General features: G+C 71.6%; 15 protein-coding genes and 2 pseudogenes. 12 read left to right on the top strand and 5 right to left on the bottom strand.

Going from position 1 to position 14,808, the window contains the following annotated elements; genetic code table 11:
* Window positions 1-15: 15 nt before the first annotated feature.
* A complete protein-coding gene (locus tag ACBJ59_RS53750; RefSeq protein ID WP_375117736.1) occupies window positions 16-147 on the bottom strand; it encodes a lasso RiPP family leader peptide-containing protein in 132 nt (43 codons plus the stop codon).
* A gap of 109 nt (window positions 148-256) precedes the next feature.
* On the opposite strand from ACBJ59_RS53750, the gene ACBJ59_RS53745 reads away from it, so the two are divergent.
* From ACBJ59_RS53745 to ACBJ59_RS53715, 7 genes and pseudogenes are all read left to right on the top strand, one after another.
* Window positions 257-397 carry a hypothetical protein gene (locus ACBJ59_RS53745; protein WP_375117735.1) on the top strand — a complete coding sequence of 47 codons (141 nt, stop codon included), beginning with the start codon at window positions 257-259 and terminating at the stop codon, window positions 395-397.
* A 237-nt stretch (window positions 398-634) separates the two neighbouring features.
* Window positions 635-1,273, top strand: coding sequence for a DUF6461 domain-containing protein (locus ACBJ59_RS53740; protein ID WP_375117734.1), 639 nt, complete (start codon window positions 635-637; stop codon window positions 1,271-1,273).
* Window positions 1,274-1,289: 16 nt separating this feature from the next.
* On the top strand, window positions 1,290-1,589 hold the full coding sequence (locus tag ACBJ59_RS53735) for an alpha/beta fold hydrolase (RefSeq protein WP_375117779.1): 300 nt from the start codon (window positions 1,290-1,292) through the stop codon (window positions 1,587-1,589).
* A gap of 47 nt (window positions 1,590-1,636) precedes the next feature.
* Window positions 1,637-1,780: pseudogene (locus ACBJ59_RS53730) on the top strand (alpha/beta fold hydrolase); the annotation flags it as partial.
* 457 nt (window positions 1,781-2,237) lie between these two features.
* Window positions 2,238-2,738, top strand: a complete 501-nt coding sequence (locus tag ACBJ59_RS53725; RefSeq protein WP_375117733.1) for a hypothetical protein — start codon at window positions 2,238-2,240, stop codon at window positions 2,736-2,738.
* A gap of 126 nt (window positions 2,739-2,864) precedes the next feature.
* Window positions 2,865-3,536, top strand: coding sequence for a response regulator transcription factor (locus ACBJ59_RS53720; RefSeq protein WP_375117732.1), 672 nt, complete (start codon window positions 2,865-2,867; stop codon window positions 3,534-3,536).
* Entirely contained in the window at window positions 3,533-4,861 is a 1,329-nt protein-coding gene (locus tag ACBJ59_RS53715; RefSeq protein WP_375117731.1) for a sensor histidine kinase, read from the top strand. The genes ACBJ59_RS53720 and ACBJ59_RS53715 overlap by 4 nt, the downstream gene beginning before the upstream one ends.
* 121 nt (window positions 4,862-4,982) lie before the next feature.
* Here ACBJ59_RS53715 and ACBJ59_RS53710 read toward each other — a convergent pair whose 3' ends face one another.
* Entirely contained in the window at window positions 4,983-5,936 is a 954-nt protein-coding gene (locus ACBJ59_RS53710) for an NADP-dependent oxidoreductase (protein WP_375117730.1), read from the bottom strand.
* Window positions 5,937-6,021: 85 nt separating this feature from the next.
* On the opposite strand from ACBJ59_RS53710, the gene ACBJ59_RS53705 reads away from it, so the two are divergent.
* Entirely contained in the window at window positions 6,022-6,594 is a 573-nt protein-coding gene (locus ACBJ59_RS53705) for a TetR/AcrR family transcriptional regulator (protein WP_375117729.1), read from the top strand.
* 157 nt (window positions 6,595-6,751) lie between these two features.
* Here ACBJ59_RS53705 and ACBJ59_RS53700 read toward each other — a convergent pair whose 3' ends face one another.
* Window positions 6,752-7,420 (bottom strand): TetR/AcrR family transcriptional regulator, encoded by a 669-nt coding sequence (locus ACBJ59_RS53700; protein WP_375117728.1) that lies wholly within the window; start codon window positions 7,418-7,420, stop codon window positions 6,752-6,754.
* Window positions 7,421-7,649: 229 nt separating this feature from the next.
* Between ACBJ59_RS53700 and ACBJ59_RS53695 the strand changes: the two genes are divergently transcribed.
* Window positions 7,650-9,233: an MFS transporter gene (locus ACBJ59_RS53695; RefSeq protein ID WP_375117727.1), complete on the top strand. Its 1,584-nt coding sequence runs from the start codon at window positions 7,650-7,652 to the stop codon at window positions 9,231-9,233.
* A gap of 32 nt (window positions 9,234-9,265) precedes the next feature.
* On the opposite strand, the gene ACBJ59_RS53690 is transcribed toward ACBJ59_RS53695, so the two are convergent.
* Window positions 9,266-10,042 (bottom strand): LuxR C-terminal-related transcriptional regulator, encoded by a 777-nt coding sequence (locus tag ACBJ59_RS53690; protein WP_375117726.1) that lies wholly within the window; start codon window positions 10,040-10,042, stop codon window positions 9,266-9,268.
* Window positions 10,043-10,121: 79 nt separating this feature from the next.
* Here ACBJ59_RS53690 and ACBJ59_RS53685 point away from each other — a divergent pair.
* Both ACBJ59_RS53685 and ACBJ59_RS53680 read left to right on the top strand, forming a co-directional pair.
* Window positions 10,122-11,126 (top strand): annotated as a pseudogene (locus ACBJ59_RS53685) (epoxide hydrolase); the annotation flags it as partial.
* Between the two features lie 391 nt (window positions 11,127-11,517).
* The gene (locus tag ACBJ59_RS53680; protein WP_375117725.1) at window positions 11,518-12,432 is read left to right on the top strand and encodes an NAD(P)H-binding protein; all 915 of its coding nucleotides are present in this window, start codon (window positions 11,518-11,520) and stop codon (window positions 12,430-12,432) included.
* Between the two features lie 73 nt (window positions 12,433-12,505).
* Here the strand turns inward: ACBJ59_RS53680 and ACBJ59_RS53675 are convergent, their stop codons facing one another.
* Window positions 12,506-13,729, bottom strand: coding sequence for an MFS transporter (locus ACBJ59_RS53675; protein WP_375117724.1), 1,224 nt, complete (start codon window positions 13,727-13,729; stop codon window positions 12,506-12,508).
* 59 nt (window positions 13,730-13,788) lie between these two features.
* On the opposite strand from ACBJ59_RS53675, the gene ACBJ59_RS53670 reads away from it, so the two are divergent.
* The gene (locus ACBJ59_RS53670; protein ID WP_375117723.1) at window positions 13,789-14,787 is read left to right on the top strand and encodes a helix-turn-helix domain-containing protein; all 999 of its coding nucleotides are present in this window, start codon (window positions 13,789-13,791) and stop codon (window positions 14,785-14,787) included.
* The last annotated feature ends 21 nt before the right edge of the window (window positions 14,788-14,808 follow it).

The raw sequence follows: 14,808 nt of genomic DNA, 5'->3' as shown, positions 1-14,808 counted from the left end.
GATCACACCTGGCCGTCAGCCCCAGAAGCCGCGGCCACGGGAGTCCCAGCCGTAAAACCCCTCGCCACGGGTCACCTTGGCGAAGGCACCGGCCTCCTCCATGGTCGGCGGCTCGTACGGAGCCTGCTGGATCTCGTACTGATCCATGATGTTCTCCTCTCTTCGGTATGGCGCGCCTGGTTGGCGCTCCATGTCTTCCAACTAGCCCATCTACCTCCCCAAATAACGCAAAGCAACAATTATGTCACTCTAGGTAATGAAACGCTCGCCGCTCCTGTCCGGGCGGCGCGGGGTGATGGCTGAGCAGGTCATCGAGGCCACCATGCAGGTGATCGAGACGGTGGCCGTAATCCTGCGGCACCTGTGGGAGCAGGAACCGACCCCGACCGGCATCTGACCGCCTGGGAAGCGCTCGAAACGCTGGGGCTTCTGATCGACGATCGCGCGCGTTCATGGTCCGAAGGCTCCAACGTGCCTGACAGGTCTTCAAGCAGCTGACCTGCTAGTTCTCCTGATAACCCGAGATAACCCTGAAGATCCGTTCAGGGCCTCACCAGCGAGCAACGATCTACCAGCTGCCTGCGGTCCCTGCGAGGATCTCGAAGATCCGTCCGACCGAGCGAAGGGACCATGCGTGAACACTGGAAAACCGCCGATCACCGGCTTGCGCGAGCACTACCGGCACCTCCGTACCAGCCACCCCTGGCTGGACGAGGCCATGTGCTGGACCGTAGTGGTGCCGGACAGCGGACGTGCATTCAACCTCGACGAGATCGCCGTCCGGCTCAGCGGGGGCACGCCATACCAGCTTCACGAGCCGGCATCATTCACGGCCGCCGGGCCTCCTACCGAGGACGCCTATCCCGTGCTCGTCGACTGGTGCGGTCCCGCCGCCATGCTCCTGGAGATCGACTACCTCGGATCAGTCCCTTCCGTGCTGCAGCGGCTCAGTCAGGGAGCTCGGGCCTACAGCGCTTGGTGGAACGTCAACCTGCACAATCGGCTGAGCTTCGCGGCCGGAGGCGAGCTCATCTTGGCGATCGACGCGTTCTTCCCCGGGACCCCGGAAGACTATCCCGGCATCGGCCAATGGCCTGAACTGCAGGCGATGACAGACTTCTTCGTCGAGTTCGAGGAACGTGACGAGGACTACGACTGGATCGCCGCCTGGCTCGCGGTCATTGAGCAGACCGCTGGAGCAAGGCTGACCAGCGAGTGGCTGGAACAGGCACACCCGTACATAACGGTCCGTATGCCCGACGCGGCACGCTGAACTCCCGGATGCTCGGCTGGGAAACGATCACGAGCACCTTCGGAAGCGATTTCAGCTGCAGCTGTTCTTCGACTACCAGTTCAACCTCGACGCCTACCCCTCCTTCCAGGAGTACTTCCGCACCCATCGGCCACCCACCCTGATCACCTGGGGCGAGCACGACGAGATCTTCGGCGCCGACGGCGCCCGCGCATTCACCCGCGACCTGCCCGACGCGGACCTCCACCTGCTCGACGCCGGTCACTTCGCCCTGGAGACCCACGGCGACGAGATCGCCGAACTGATCCGCGACTTCCTCGGCCGCACCCTGCACTGATCAACGCGACGTTCGAGCACAAGTTCGCGGAGGTCCGCGACGTGCGCATGCACGACGTCATGGGCGGCAAGGGCCCGGCGCTGGTCCTGCTGCACGGGTGGCCGCAGACCTGGTACGAGTGGCGGAGGATCATGCCGGCCCTGGCCGAGCACCACACCGTCTACGCCCTCGATCTCCCCGGCCTCCGCGACAGTGAGGGAAGCTGCTGCACGACCGGATCGGGCTGCCCGCCTTCGACCTGGTCGCGCACGACTTCGGCGGTGGAGTCGGATTCCAGTACGTCTCGCAGTTCCCCGCCACCCGCCCCACCCTGGCGCCGTTGCCGCGGAACATCACGCGCGCGGTCGAGGTGCCCGAATCGGGGCATTGGCCGGCGGAGGAGAATCCCGTGTTCGTGGTGCGGGAGATCCTCTCGTTCACCGGCAGGTGACGTACGGGGGTCGCGGCAGCGCCAGAGGGCGCCACACGAGCCGCGCCCGCACCCGGCCCGGCACCCGTCGCCAGCACCAGTAGCGCCGTGTCGGGGTCGGCGGCGTCGTCTCTAGGGCTTTTCTAAGGTTCGCCGACGGCGTGGTGAAGGTCGGCCCGGTTGGCTGGCGGCAACCGCCGGCCCAGAGGTGCCGGCCGATCGGGACAAGGAGCGGCGACATGGACAGACGGATGGCGGGCCTGGCAGCGGGGATGGTCGCGGTGCTGGTGCTGGGCGGGTCGGGAGCCCTGGCGGCTGCACCTCAGCGGAACCTCGACGGCGATCCGTGCAGCGGAACGGCGACGTGCTCGCCCACCGACCTCGCGAAGGCGAAGGAGGCGGCTGCGGCCAAGGCGGACGACCCCGGCAAGGGCGGGTCCGGCTGCTCGCCCGAAGGAGAGCGGCCCGGGACCCTCGAATCGGAGAACCTCTCTCAGAGGCTCGCCCAGGCGCTGGCCGACGCGCTGGGCGTCGGGCTCGACCGGGCGAGCGCCGCCGTGCACGGCCTGAACGCGCTTTCCCAGAATGGCGGGATACGTCCTGACTCGCCGGAGTTCGCCGCCGTAGCCGAGCGCCTCGGCGTGTCGGCGGAACGGCTGCAGGAGGTGCTGAAGGGGTTCAAGCGGGCGAACGAACCACAGGGCGCCAAGCCCGGCCCCGGCAAGACGCCGGACTCCTGAGCATCCGGACGGCCGGGTGGGCGCTCGTCCCGGGGGATGCCCGGGGACGGGGCGACGGCCATCCCGCCCGGCGGTCCGGGACGTGAAGGCTGGGCGGGGACGGGGTTCGGCGAGGAGAGTGTCATCATGCACGTCCTTGTGGCCGACGACGATGAGGCGGTACGCCGTTCGCTCGCGCGTGCGCTCGCCCGCGAGGGCTACCACGTGAGCACCGCGGCCGACGGCCTGCGCGCGCTGGAGAGCGCCGGCGGCGGACGTCAGGACGCGGTGGTGCTGGACATCATGATGCCCGGGCTGGACGGGCTGGAGGTGTGCCGCCGACTCCGGGCGGGCGGCGATCGTACGCCGATCCTGATGCTCACGGCCCGCGACCTCGTCGCCGACCGGGTGGCCGGGCTGGACGCCGGGGCCGACGACTACCTGGTGAAGCCGTTCGCGCTGGAGGAGCTGCGGGCCCGCCTGCGCGCCCTGCTGCGGCGCAGCGGCGCGGCGGAGGAGGTGTTGCGCTTCGCCGGCGTGGAGCTGGACACCGCGGCCTGCCGGGCCTCCCGCGGGGCGCGGCCGCTCGACCTGACCAGGACCGAGTACACGCTGCTGAAGGTGTTCATGCGCAACCCGAACCGGGTGCTGAGCCGTGTCGTGATCTTCGACGCGGTCTGGGGGTACGACTTCGGCCCGTCCTCCAACGCGCTGTGGGTCTACATCAGTTACCTTCGGGCCAAGCTGGAGGCCGGCGGCGAGCCGCGGCTGATCCAGACAGTGCGCGGGCTCGGATACGTGCTGCGGGAGGAGCCGTGAAGCTGCGGACCAGGGTCGCGCTGGCGGGGGCGGCCGTGGTGGGAGCGGCGCTGCTGGCGGCCTCGCTCGTGCTGTATCCGTCGATGGAGGCCGGGCTGGCCGCCCAGCACGACGGAGAGCTGGTGGTGGCCGCCGCTGAGGCGCCCCGCCTGCTGCGATCGTTCAAGGCCAACTCCACGGAGGTGCCCACACGCCCCGTCTCCGCGGGCGGCACGCTGCTGCAGTTCGTCCCGCATCCCGCGGAGCCGGGCGCGGCGGGAGACCTCGCCCCGCTCACCGGCAGGGACCTCGACGTCGCGTTGGGCATGAGCCCCCCGTACTTCCAGAACGTGAGCCGCGACGGGGTGCTCTACCGTGTCTACACGGCTTCGCTGGGCCAGACCGACCTGGCACTGATACGCACCGCGTTCACGCTGGACCGGGACGACCTGACGCTGAACAGGCTGAAGGTCCTGCTGGCAGGGCTGACGCTGGGTGGCGCGTTGCTCGCCGGAACGGGCGCGCGGCTGCTCGCCGGGCGGGTGCTGCGCCCCATCGGCCGTCTGACCGAGGTGGTCGAACACGTCACCGCCACCCGTACGCTCACCGCCGCCGGCCTGGACGGCAACGGGCGCGACGAGGTGGCCCGGCTGGCCCGCGCCTTCACCACGATGACGGGCGCGCTGAACGAATCCCTGCTGGCCCAGCGGCGCCTGGTCGCCGACGCGTCGCACGAGCTGCGTACCCCGCTGACCAGCCTCATCACCAACCTGGAGCTGCTGGCGGAAGGGCGGGGCACCGCCGACCCGCAGGCCCCGGCCCTGGTGCGCGAGGCTCACGAGCAGGCCGAGGAGCTGCGGGTGCTGGTCAACGACCTCGTGGAGCTGGCCAGATACGGCGACATCCAGATCCACATCGAGGACGTCCGCCTCGACCTGGTGGCCGAACGCGTGCTGGACAGGGCGCGGGCGCGCGCGCCGCACGTACGGCTGCGGGCCGAGCTCGCCGAGTGCCTGGTGTCCGCGGACCAGGACGCCGTCGAACGCGCCGCCGCCAATCTCGTCGACAACGCGATCAAGTGGAGCCCGCCGGGCGGCGAGGTACTGGTGCGGGTGGATCCAGCCGGCACGCTGTCGGTCGCCGACCAGGGACCCGGCATCGCGGCCAAGGACCTGCCCTTCGTCTTCGACCGCTTCTACCGCGCCGAGGCGGACCGTTCGTTGCCCGGCTCGGGGCTCGGCCTGGCCATCGTGCGGCAGATCGCCGAGGCGCACGAGGGGACCGTACGCGCCGAGCCGCTCCGGCAAGGGGTCCGGCTCGTCCTCTGCCTGCCCGTCGCGACCTGAGCCCGGCTGCCTGGCAGGAGACGCCGGTGGGCGGCCCGCGTCCCCGATCCCGGTTTCGATGCGGTTGCACCCAGAAAGGCCCTCCGGTGGTCATCTGGGGTGGTCGAGCGAAATGGGGCGATCACAGGACGAGCACGAGCTTGCCGCCGGGCCGGCGTGACTGGCTGAGCTCGGCCGCCTCGTGGATCTGGTCGAGCGTGTAGGTGCGGGCGAGCGATACGACCAGGACGCCTTCGCCGGCCAACCGGGCGAACTCGCCCAGCAGGTCGTACCGCAGGTCGATCTGGGTGGTCCGGGTGCCCAGCTCGGCCGCCGCGGCGAAGTCCGAGACGGTGATGACGCGGTCGGGGTCCCCGGTCAGCTCGATCAGGGCCGGCAGCGAGCCGCCGGCCGGGCTGGGCTGGTCGGTACGGTCGATCCGGCCGCCGCTCGGGGCCGTGTCCAGGGCGCGGTCGACGCGGCCTGCGGCCAACCCGGTGACGCGTTCGGCCATGCCGTCGCCGTAGCCGGTCACCTGGGCGCCGATCGCCTGCAGGGCGGCGGCCCGTGTCGGCCCGGCGGTGGCGATCACCCGGACACCCCGGTGCAGCGCCAAGCGCACCGCCGCCTCACCCACGGTGGTGCCCGCGCCGTGGACGAGCAGCAGCTCGCCCGGCTGGACGCCGAGGTCGTCGAGCGCGCGCCACGCCGTCTCGGCCGCCATCGGCAGCGCGGCGGCCTGCTCGGCGGTGACGCCCTCGGGAATGCGTGCCCACGCCACCATCAGCGCATACTCGGCGGCTCCGGCCGTCGGGCCGTCGAAGGTCGCCGGGCCGAACACACGGTCGCCGATCTCGACGCCGGTGACGCCCGCGCCCAGGGCATCGACGGTGCCCGCCATCTCGAGGCCGAGCCCGCGCGGCAGCGGCGGCAGCTGGTCGGCGAAGAGGCCGTCGACCACCGCCCAGTCGGCCGGGTTCAGGCCGCACGCCCGTACGGCGATCCGGATCTGGCCGGGTCCCGGCTCCGGCAGCGGGACGTCGCGGAGCACGATCACGTCCGGGGAGCCGAATCGGTCGAACTGCAGGGCCTTCATGACAATCTCCCAAGTGATGACAGCATCTGCTGTCATTGACCCTAGCACCCGCGATGACAGCCTCTGCTGTCATATCCTGGTGGGCATGCCGAGATGGGAGTCCGACGCAAAGGGCCGGCTCGAGCGCGCGGCGCTCGAGTTGTTCGAGACGCAGGGGTACGAGCGCACGTCGGTCGCGCAGATCGCGCGCACCGCTGGTCTGACCGAGCGCTCCTTCTACCGCCACTTCCCCGACAAGAGGGAAGTGCTCTTCGCCGGCAACGAGCTCGAGGCCCATCTCGTCGCCCAGGTCGAGGCGGCCGACCCGGACCTCACGCCGATCGAGGTGCTGCTGGCCGCGCTGGGGACCGGCGACGAGGTCTTTCGCCCGCGCGAGTTCCTGCTGCGCCGCGTCAGGGTGATCGCCGCCAGCCCGGCACTGATCGAGCGCGATCTGATCAAGCTCGCCGACATCGCCGACGCGCTGGCGCGGGCGCTCGAACGCCGCGGCGTCGAGCCCGGCGAGGCACGCTTCGTCATCGACGTGGCGATAGCGATCTCCCGGCGCGCCACGTCCCGCTGGCTGGCCGACCCGGACGCGACCCTCTCCGAGCTCGTCGCCCAGGCCGCCGCCGAGCTGTACGAGGCGGTCGCGCCGCTGGCCCCGACGGTCCGCTGAGCCCGCCGCGAGGAGAGCGGCACCCATCTGGCCGGCCGCGACCCTGCGGTGTGGCGCCCGGGCAGGGTTTCCAGCCAGTCACCACGACGGGATTGCCGCGCGTGGTGGCGTGATCGCCGTCGCGATCAGCCAGTCATCCGGGGATCATCCGGGCCGTTCAGGCGTGCAGGGAATGCATCTCGGAGGTGGCGCTCGTCTGGCGGCTGTGCTCGAGGAGTTGCCGGTAGTCGCCGGCTACGCCCCGGAGTAGCGTTTCGACTGCGTGCTCGATCTCCCTGTCGTCGACCGGGAGGTGGCTGAACAGAACGCGGTAGTACACGAACGAGCCGAGGAGGTCGAGGACGACGGCCGGGTCGACCTCTTCGCGCAGGTCACCGCGCTCGTAGGCTCGGGCGAGCGTCCGCTGGACGGCCGTGCGCGGCGGCTCGAACAGTGTCGTCATGAACGTCTCCCGCAACTCGCGGTCGCCGGCGCAGTCGGCGAGGAGCGGTCCGAGCACGTCTGGCGAAATGCACTGGAACGCCCGAGCGAACAGCTTCAGGCATTCGTCGAGGTCGCAGAGCGTGCAGCCGGTGTCCGGCGCCGTGACAGCACCCAGGCGGGAGCCGAGCGCGGCGAGCACGAGGTGCGAGCGGCCTGGCCAGCGCCGGCGGATCGCCGGCTTGGTCGTACCGGCCTGTCGTGCCACCTCCTCCAGGCTCAGCCGGGTGTAACCGACGCTGAAGAGCGCCGCCAGTGTCGCCTCGAGCACCGCGACGTCGATCGCGGGGTCGCGCGGACGCCCGGCCCGCACGGTGTCTGGGGAGGTTTCGCTTGCCGCCATCATCGCGTACCACGATACGGCAGTTTCGTTGCGGTGGGGAACGTAATTGGGCCAGTGTCGCGGCCCCCGGAAGAGGCCTCGTTGCATGCCCGGAAGCATTACGTTACGTTAGGTATCGGAACATTATTCAGCGACTTCGCTGTTTCGAGGGCGGAGCGAGACCGTGGATCAGCTCGGTCTCAAGCCGACACCGCACTCGGCCGGCCGACCGACCCCCAGGAGTGTGCCAGGCATGTCCGTCAGCGCATCGCGGCCCATCGCCATGCGGGCCGGTCCACGGGAGTGGACCGGCCTCGCCGTTCTGTCCCTGGCCGGCGTGTTGATCGCCATGGACAACACCGTGTTGTTCCTGGCGCTGCCGCACGTCACCGCGGATCTCGGTGCCTCGGGACCACAGATGCTGTGGATCCAGGACGTTTACGGCTTCCTCGTCGCTGGGCTGCTGATCACCATGGGCACGCTCGGCGACCGGATCGGGCGCAGGCGGCTGCTGATGCTCGGCGCGGCCGGGTTCGGGGTGGCGTCGGTGCTGGCCGCGCTCTCCACCGGCGCGGAGATGCTGATCGCCGCCCGCGCCGTCCTGGGCATCGCGGGTGCGGCGCTGGTGCCCTCGATCCTGGGCATCCTGCGCAACGTCTTCGCCGATCCGAAGCAGCGCATCGCGGCCATCTCGGTGCTGATGACCTGCTTCACAACCGGTGGTGCAATCGCCCCCTTGATCGGTGGTCTGCTGCTGGAGAGCTTCTGGTGGGGTGCGGTGTTCCTGGCCGCTGTCCCGGTGATGGCGTTGATCCTGCTGCTCGCGCCGATCCTGTTGCCCGAGTCCGCGGACCCCGGTCCCGGAAGGCTCGACCTGCCCAGCGTGGGACTGTCGGTGGTCGCCATCCTGCCGACCGTCTACGGCGTCAAGGAGTTGGCCGGCCACGGCATGTCCTTGCCCGTGCTGCTCGGCCTCGCGATCGGCGCCACCTTCACCGTGTTGTTCATCCGCAGGCAGAACCGGATGGACAGCCCGCTGCTGGACCTCCAGCTGTTCCGCGGCCGTACGTTCAGTGTCGCGCTGGGAGCGTTGCTGGTGGGGCAGTTCGCGATCGGCGGCGTGTTGTTCCTGATGCCCCAGTACTTCCAGTTGGTGCTCAACAAGTCACCGATCCAGGCAGGGCTGTGGCTGCTACCGGGAACCGGGATCTTCGCGCTGATGGCCCTGGTCATCCCTCCCATCGCGGGGAGGCTGCCACGCGCATGGCTGATGGCAGGCGGCCTCATCGTCGCAGCAGCCGGGTACGGCCTGCTCGCCATGGTCGACCCAGGGTCGGGCCACGGGACCCTGGTCGTGGCGATGGTGCTCGTCCTGGCCGGCATGGCCCCGCTGGTGCTGCTGGTCACCGACCTGGTGGTGGCCAGTGCTCCGCAAGACAAGGCGGGCTTTGCCGCGGCCATGTCGAGCACCAGCATCGAGCTCGGGCTCGCGCTCGGCGTCGCGTCCCTGGGCAGCGTCCTTGCCGCCGTCTACGGCAACGGGATGAGCGACGTGCCGGCCGGCGTGCCAGCGGGGAGCGCCGATGCCGCACGAGCAAGCCTCGCAAGCGCGACCGGCGTGGCCCAGCAGCTGCCCGACCCGGTAGCCACGAGCCTGCTCACAACGGCCAGGGAGGCGTTCATCGCCGGGTTCAACGTCGTCGGCGTGATCAGCGCCATGACCGCAGTCGGCGCGGCGGTCGCTGTCGCTTGGCTGCTGCGAGACATCACGGCGACCGCAAGGGGCCGACGGCTCGGGCCGCACCGGCGTTCCGGTCCCACCTCATCAGCACGCTGACCGGCGCGGCGCCTGTTGCGGATGCGTGCCGCTCAAACCCGGTGGGCCGCGCGCACCGGGTCGCGCCGCGGCGTCCCCGGCTTCGGCGAGGTCAGCACCGAGCGGAGGTGCCGGCGCGAGCTGACCCCGAGCTTGGCGAAGACGTTGCCGAGGTGCCACTCCACCGTGCGCGGGCTGATGAACAGCTGGGCGGCGATCTCGTCGTTGGTGTGCCCGTCCCTGGCCAGGCCGGCGATCTGGGCCTCCTGGCTGGTGAGCTCGGCGACGGCGGCGACCGTGCGCTTGCGTACGGTCTCCCCGGTCGCCTGCAGCTCCCGGCGGGCACGCTCGGCGAAGCCGCCCGCCCCGGCCCCGCTGAACGCCTCGTAGGCGGCGCGCAGCTGGGCGCGGCCCTCCAGGCGGCGGTTGCGGCGACGCAGCCACTCGCCGTACAGCAGCTGGGAGCGGGCCAGCTGGACGGTGATCCGGCAGCGTCGGAGGTGCTCGATGGCCTCCCGATAGAGCGCATCGGCCTGCCGGCCGTCGCTGAGCAGCGCGCGCGAGCAGGCTTCCGTGCCCAGGGCCCATTCGGTCCCGCAGGCGCGGGTGCGCTCGGCGAGCTGGTCCAGCGCCGCGGCGGCGGTCTCGGGTTGCCCGCTGCGGGCGGCCGCTTCGATCAGTTCGAACAGTGCCCAGCCGAAGAATCCCGGATGGCCGAGCGTATGAGGGGGTGGTGGAAGCGCACCCTGGTGCCGAACTCGACCAGCCCCGCGGCCTCGGCCGGTACGGCGGCGTCCATGGGGATTCCCTGCCCGCCCGCCGCCCGCCACAACAGCTCCACGTCGCCGGTCGGCTCGGCCGCGGCGGTCAGCAGCAGCCGCCGGCTGTCCTCGGGAAGCGGAATACGACTGGCGTGCGGTCGAGGCGAAGCTGAACGCGCTGCCGCAGTTCATCACCGAGATCGACGGGCTGGACATCCACTTCGTGCACGTCCGCTCGAAGCACGAGGACGCGCTGCCGATCATCGTCACGCACGGCTGGCCCGGCTCGGTCATCGAGCAGCTCAAGATCATCGGCCCGCTCACCGACCCCACGGCATACGGCGCGGACGCGTCGGACGCCTTCCACGTGGTGATCCCGTCGATGCCCGGTTACGGGTTCTCCGGCAAGCCGGCCACGACCGGCTGGGACCCCGACCGCATCGCCCGTGCCTGGACGGAGCTGATGAGGCGCCTCGGATACACCAGGTTCGTGGCGCAGGGCGGCGACTGGGGCGCGCTCGTCACCGACCTCATGGCCGTACAGGCGCCTCCGGAGCTGCTGGGCATCCACTCCAACATGCCCGGCGTGATCCCTCCCGCCATCGACCGGGCGCTCCAGACCGGCAACCCGCTGCCGGCCGGCCTCTCGGAGGAGGAGCAGCGTACGTGCGAGCAGCTGGACTTCTTCTGGGACCACGTCGCCTACGCCCTCATGATGGGAACGCGCCCGCAGACGCTGACGGGACTCGCGGACTCGCCCGTCGGCCTGGCGGCCTTCATGCTGGACCATGACGCGGCCAGCCTGGCGCTGATCTCCCGCGTCTTCGCCGGCGAGTCCGAAGGCCTCACCCGGGACGATGTCCTCGACAACATCACGCTCTTCTGGCTGACGAACACGGCGGTCTCCGCGGCTCGCCTCTACGCGGAGAACAAGTCCGCCTTCTTCGCCGTCAAGGGCGTCACCATCCCGGTCGCCGTGAGCGTCTTTCCCGACGAGCTCTACGAGGCGCCGAAGAGCTGGTCGGAGCAGGCGTATCCGAAGCTGGTCCACTACAACCGGCTGCCCGAGGGCGGGCACTTCGCGGCCTGGGAACAGCCGCTCGTCCTCGCGGAGGAGATCCGCGTGGGGCTGCGGTCGCTCCGCCGCAGCTAGCTGACCGCGTCCGGGCGACGGCGCATTCCTTCGCCCGGCGGGTCCGGCCGGGCGGCTCGACCCCGAGCCGCCCGGCCACCCGGTGCGGGGAGGAGGCCCTCGATTCCACCGGCGTCCCCGTCCGCGCCGCAGCCACCGCCTGCTGACAGGGCACGCACAGGCTCTGCTTGACGTCGCTTCGCCGTGCTCGCGGACGCGCGGGCGGCTTGTCGTTTCCGGTCTCAGCCTTTGCCCGCCGCCGCGACGGGCGGGGTAGGCATCCCGACATGAGTCTTCCCGCCGCCGCCGTCAGGCTGCGAGGCGAGGGGGCTGCGGAAGCAGGTGACGCACGCCGATCAGCTCACGCGCGATGCGCCGGGGTCGCCGAGGAGAGTCGGAAGGAGGGCGGCCGATGGTTGCCGACAACCTTGTTCTCGTCGCCGGCGCCGGTGGCACGGGCCGCACGGTGCTCGGCCACCTGCGGGCGCAGGACGTGCCGGTGCGCGCGATGGTCCGCCGCGACGACGAGCGTGCGGCTGAGTTGCGTGCCCTCGGGGCGGACGTCGTCGTCGGCGACCTGACCCGGCCCGAGAACGTCGCGGCCGCGCTGGAGGGCGTCGGGCGGATGTACTTCTCGATGCCCGTGTCACCGGACCATCTGCTGGCGGCGACCGTGGTGGCCACCGTGGCGCGGGAACGCGGGGAGCTGACCGCGCTGGTGGACATGTCGCAGATGACGGTGTCGGAGATGACCGCCACCGGCGCCGGCAAGGCGGAGTCGCACCAGCACCGGCTGCACTGGCTGGCGGAGCAGGTGCTTGAATGGTCGGGCCTGCCGGTGGTCCACATCCGGCCGACCGTCTTCCTGGAGAATCCGCTGTTCACCACGTTGGCGGCCCGGTCGATCCGGGAGAACGGCACGATCGCGCTGCCGTTCGGCACCGGACGCACGGCGCCGGTCGCCGTGGACGACGTCGCCCGGGTGGTCACCACCGTGCTCCGCGACCCGGCTCCGCACGTCGGGCACGCGTACGAGCTCACCGGGCCACGCATGGTCGACATGACCGAGATGGCGGAGGAGTTCTCACGGGCCTTGGGGCGTTCAGTGCCCTATGTGGATGTGCCGCTGGACCGGTGGCGGGCCGAGGTGCTCGCCAAGGCGGGCCTGCCGCCGCACGTCGAACAGCACCTCGCCACCATCTTGACCCGACTGCACCAGGACAACCGCTACGACGCCGCGTCCGACGACGTCGAACGCGTGACGGGCGTACCCGCCCGGACGGTCGAGGCGTTCGTGGCTGCTCGCAGGGACTTCTACCTGGGCTGAGCCGGGTGTGGGACACCGCGCCTGCCGGGAGTTCCATGCCGGCGCACGTTCGGGTCGGTGACCCGCCCGCTCCTCACGCGATGCGCCGCTCCGCCCTCGGTGGCGCGAGCACGCGCCAGAGACCCAGTACGGCCAGCAGGGACGCCGCGCCCGCCGCGCCGACGACCAGGCCGGGCGCCGCCACCTCGCCCAACGCCCCGCCGCCGGCCGCGAACAGCCCTTGCGACGTCATGGTCCCGGTCAGCGCCAGCCCGAAGGCCTGGCCTCGGTTCGCCTCCGGCACCGCCGCCAGGAAGCGCCGGGCCAGCCCCAGCTGGTACGCGACCCCGAACCCGGACACGGCCAGCAGCAGCGCCGCGATGACCGGCCCGGGCGAGAGCACGAACCCGAGCAGCGGCGCGCCGAGCAGCAGCGCCAGCGGCCCGGCCAGCCGTTCCCTTCGCTCCGGGGTGACCAGCCGGCCGATCGCGAGGTCGCCGGTGAGCATGCCGAGCGCCACGGCGGTGAACAGCAGCCCGGCCGAGTCCGGCGTGCCGACCCGGACGGCGTACGGGACGAGCACTCCCTCGGCGCCGACCACGAGCGCGGGCGGCAGCCACTGGGCCAGCAGCAGCGAACGGATCGCCGGCGTGCGCAGCAGTTCGCGATTGACGCGCCAGGTCTCGCGTACCGCGTACCCTGCGGCCGTGCCGCGGCGCGGCCGCTCGGCCAGCCGCAGGCGCAGCAGCGCGGCGGACAGCAGGCAGCTCGCCACGGTGATCCAGAGCGCGCCGTACGGGCCGAGCGCCGCGATCAGCGTCCCGCCCACGGCGAAACCGATCACCTGCGTGCCGCCGGCGGCCATGGAGAACACGGCCCGGCCGAGCACGTACCGGTCGCCGTCGAGCAGTTCGGGCAGCAGCGCGCCGCGCGCCGCGGAGGCGACCGCGCTGGGGATGCCGGCGACGAACACCAGCACCAGCATCGCGGTGGGGGAGAGCAGCCCGGCGGCGAGCACCGCGGCGACCGCGGCGCGGACCAGGTCGTAGCCGACCATCACGGCCCGCGGCGGCCACCGGTCGGCGTACGCCAGCAGCAGCGTGCCGCCGAGGGCGTAGGGCAGGAAGCCGGCGACGTAGGCCAGCGCGGCCAGCAGCGGCGAGCCGGTCCCGGCGTAGACGGTCACCGAGAGCGCGAGCATCTTCACCGTCTCGCCGCCGAGGAAGAGCGTGTAGCCGGTGAACAGCACGCGGAACTGGCCCACCGCGAACACCTCGCGGTAGGTGGCCCGCGCCGGTGCGGCCTGGAGCGTCGTCATGCGGGCCAGTCTCGGGGCGGTGCGGGCGGAGGCGTTAAGCTTTCGTGTGGAGGCGAAAGATGCTTGCCATCGAAGTGGGCCCTGTCGACGTGGCGCACACCCGATACGCGATCTCGCCGCTGGGTGAGGCAATGAACGCGCTGCGGGTCGCGGCGGGCAAGCAGTCGGCCGGGCCGCTGCGGCCCTGGGCGGAGCGCATCGCGCCGCGGTACGCGCGGCTGCTCCGCGAGACGCCCGCGGTCGGGGCGCTGACGACGCTGTTCCGCCGCGGCGGCTACAACGCCGACTTCATCCATCCGCCGCCTTCCGGCTCCGGCGGCGACTTCGCCGTCGAACTCGCCGCGGTGCGGGCGACCCCGCTGCCTCAGGTTCGCGCGGAGATCGCCCGCAACCTGGTCGGGCTGCGTACGCCGCCGCACCACGTCCAGCAGATCCTGGCCGCCCCGGACGTGCTCACCCGGCTTTCGGACGCGATGGAGGCGACCTGGCACGCGCTGGTCGAGCCCGACTGGCCACGGCTGCGTACGGTGCTGGAGCGCGACCTGGTGCACCGCGCCGGGCACCTCGCCATGTACGGCTGGGCCGCGGCGCTGTCCGACCTGGATCCGCGGGTGAGCTGGCGCTCCGAAGGGGCCGACGGTGTGATCGAGGTCCACACCGGCCCCCGGAACGAGTGGGAGCGGCACCGGCTGGGCGGCAAGGGGCTGCTGCTGATGCCGACCGTCTTCGGCACCCTCATCAGCTACGTCGAGCCGCCCTGGCCGTACGCCCTGGTCTATCCGGCGCGCGGCGTCGCGGACCTGCTCGGGCCGCCGCCCGCGCAGGCCGGTGCGGCGGCGCTGGCGCGGCTGGTCGGCCCGCACCGCGCGCAGGTGCTGCGGGCGCTCGCGGTGCCGGCGACGACCACGCAGTTGGTCCGCCAGCTGGGTCTCAGCCTGGGCGCGGTCGGCGGCCACCTGGCCGTGCTGCGCGAATCCGGCCTGGTCACGCGGACGCGGACCGGCCGATCCGTGCGCTACGAACGCACCCCTCTGGGCGGGACCCTGGCCGGCGACTGAGCGCGGCCATCATGAGCGCCC

It is taken from the genome of Nonomuraea sp. MTCD27, assembly GCF_041950495.1.
Classification (GTDB): domain Bacteria; phylum Actinomycetota; class Actinomycetes; order Streptosporangiales; family Streptosporangiaceae; genus Nonomuraea.
Note: the sequence above shows the minus strand (reverse complement) of the source record. Positions and strands in the feature narration are given on the sequence as shown.

Bases quoted from the DNA above. Each gene is read 5' to 3' on its own strand.
- ACBJ59_RS53750 (WP_375117736.1), bottom strand. From the start codon at position 147: ATGGATCAGTACGAGATCCAGCAGGCTCCGTACGAGCCGCCGACCATG.
- ACBJ59_RS53745 (WP_375117735.1), top strand. From the start codon at position 257: ATGAAACGCTCGCCGCTCCTGTCCGGGCGGCGCGGGGTGATGGCTGAG.
- ACBJ59_RS53725 (WP_375117733.1), top strand. From the start codon at position 2,238: ATGGACAGACGGATGGCGGGCCTGGCAGCGGGGATGGTCGCGGTGCTG.
- ACBJ59_RS53720 (WP_375117732.1), top strand. From the start codon at position 2,865: ATGCACGTCCTTGTGGCCGACGACGATGAGGCGGTACGCCGTTCGCTC.
- ACBJ59_RS53710 (WP_375117730.1), bottom strand. From the start codon at position 5,936: ATGAAGGCCCTGCAGTTCGACCGATTCGGCTCCCCGGACGTGATCGTG.
- ACBJ59_RS53705 (WP_375117729.1), top strand. From the start codon at position 6,022: ATGCCGAGATGGGAGTCCGACGCAAAGGGCCGGCTCGAGCGCGCGGCG.
- ACBJ59_RS53700 (WP_375117728.1), bottom strand. From the start codon at position 7,420: ATGATGGCGGCAAGCGAAACCTCCCCAGACACCGTGCGGGCCGGGCGT.
- ACBJ59_RS53695 (WP_375117727.1), top strand. From the start codon at position 7,650: ATGTCCGTCAGCGCATCGCGGCCCATCGCCATGCGGGCCGGTCCACGG.
- ACBJ59_RS53680 (WP_375117725.1), top strand. From the start codon at position 11,518: ATGGTTGCCGACAACCTTGTTCTCGTCGCCGGCGCCGGTGGCACGGGC.
- ACBJ59_RS53675 (WP_375117724.1), bottom strand. From the start codon at position 13,729: ATGACGACGCTCCAGGCCGCACCGGCGCGGGCCACCTACCGCGAGGTG.
- ACBJ59_RS53670 (WP_375117723.1), top strand. From the start codon at position 13,789: ATGCTTGCCATCGAAGTGGGCCCTGTCGACGTGGCGCACACCCGATAC.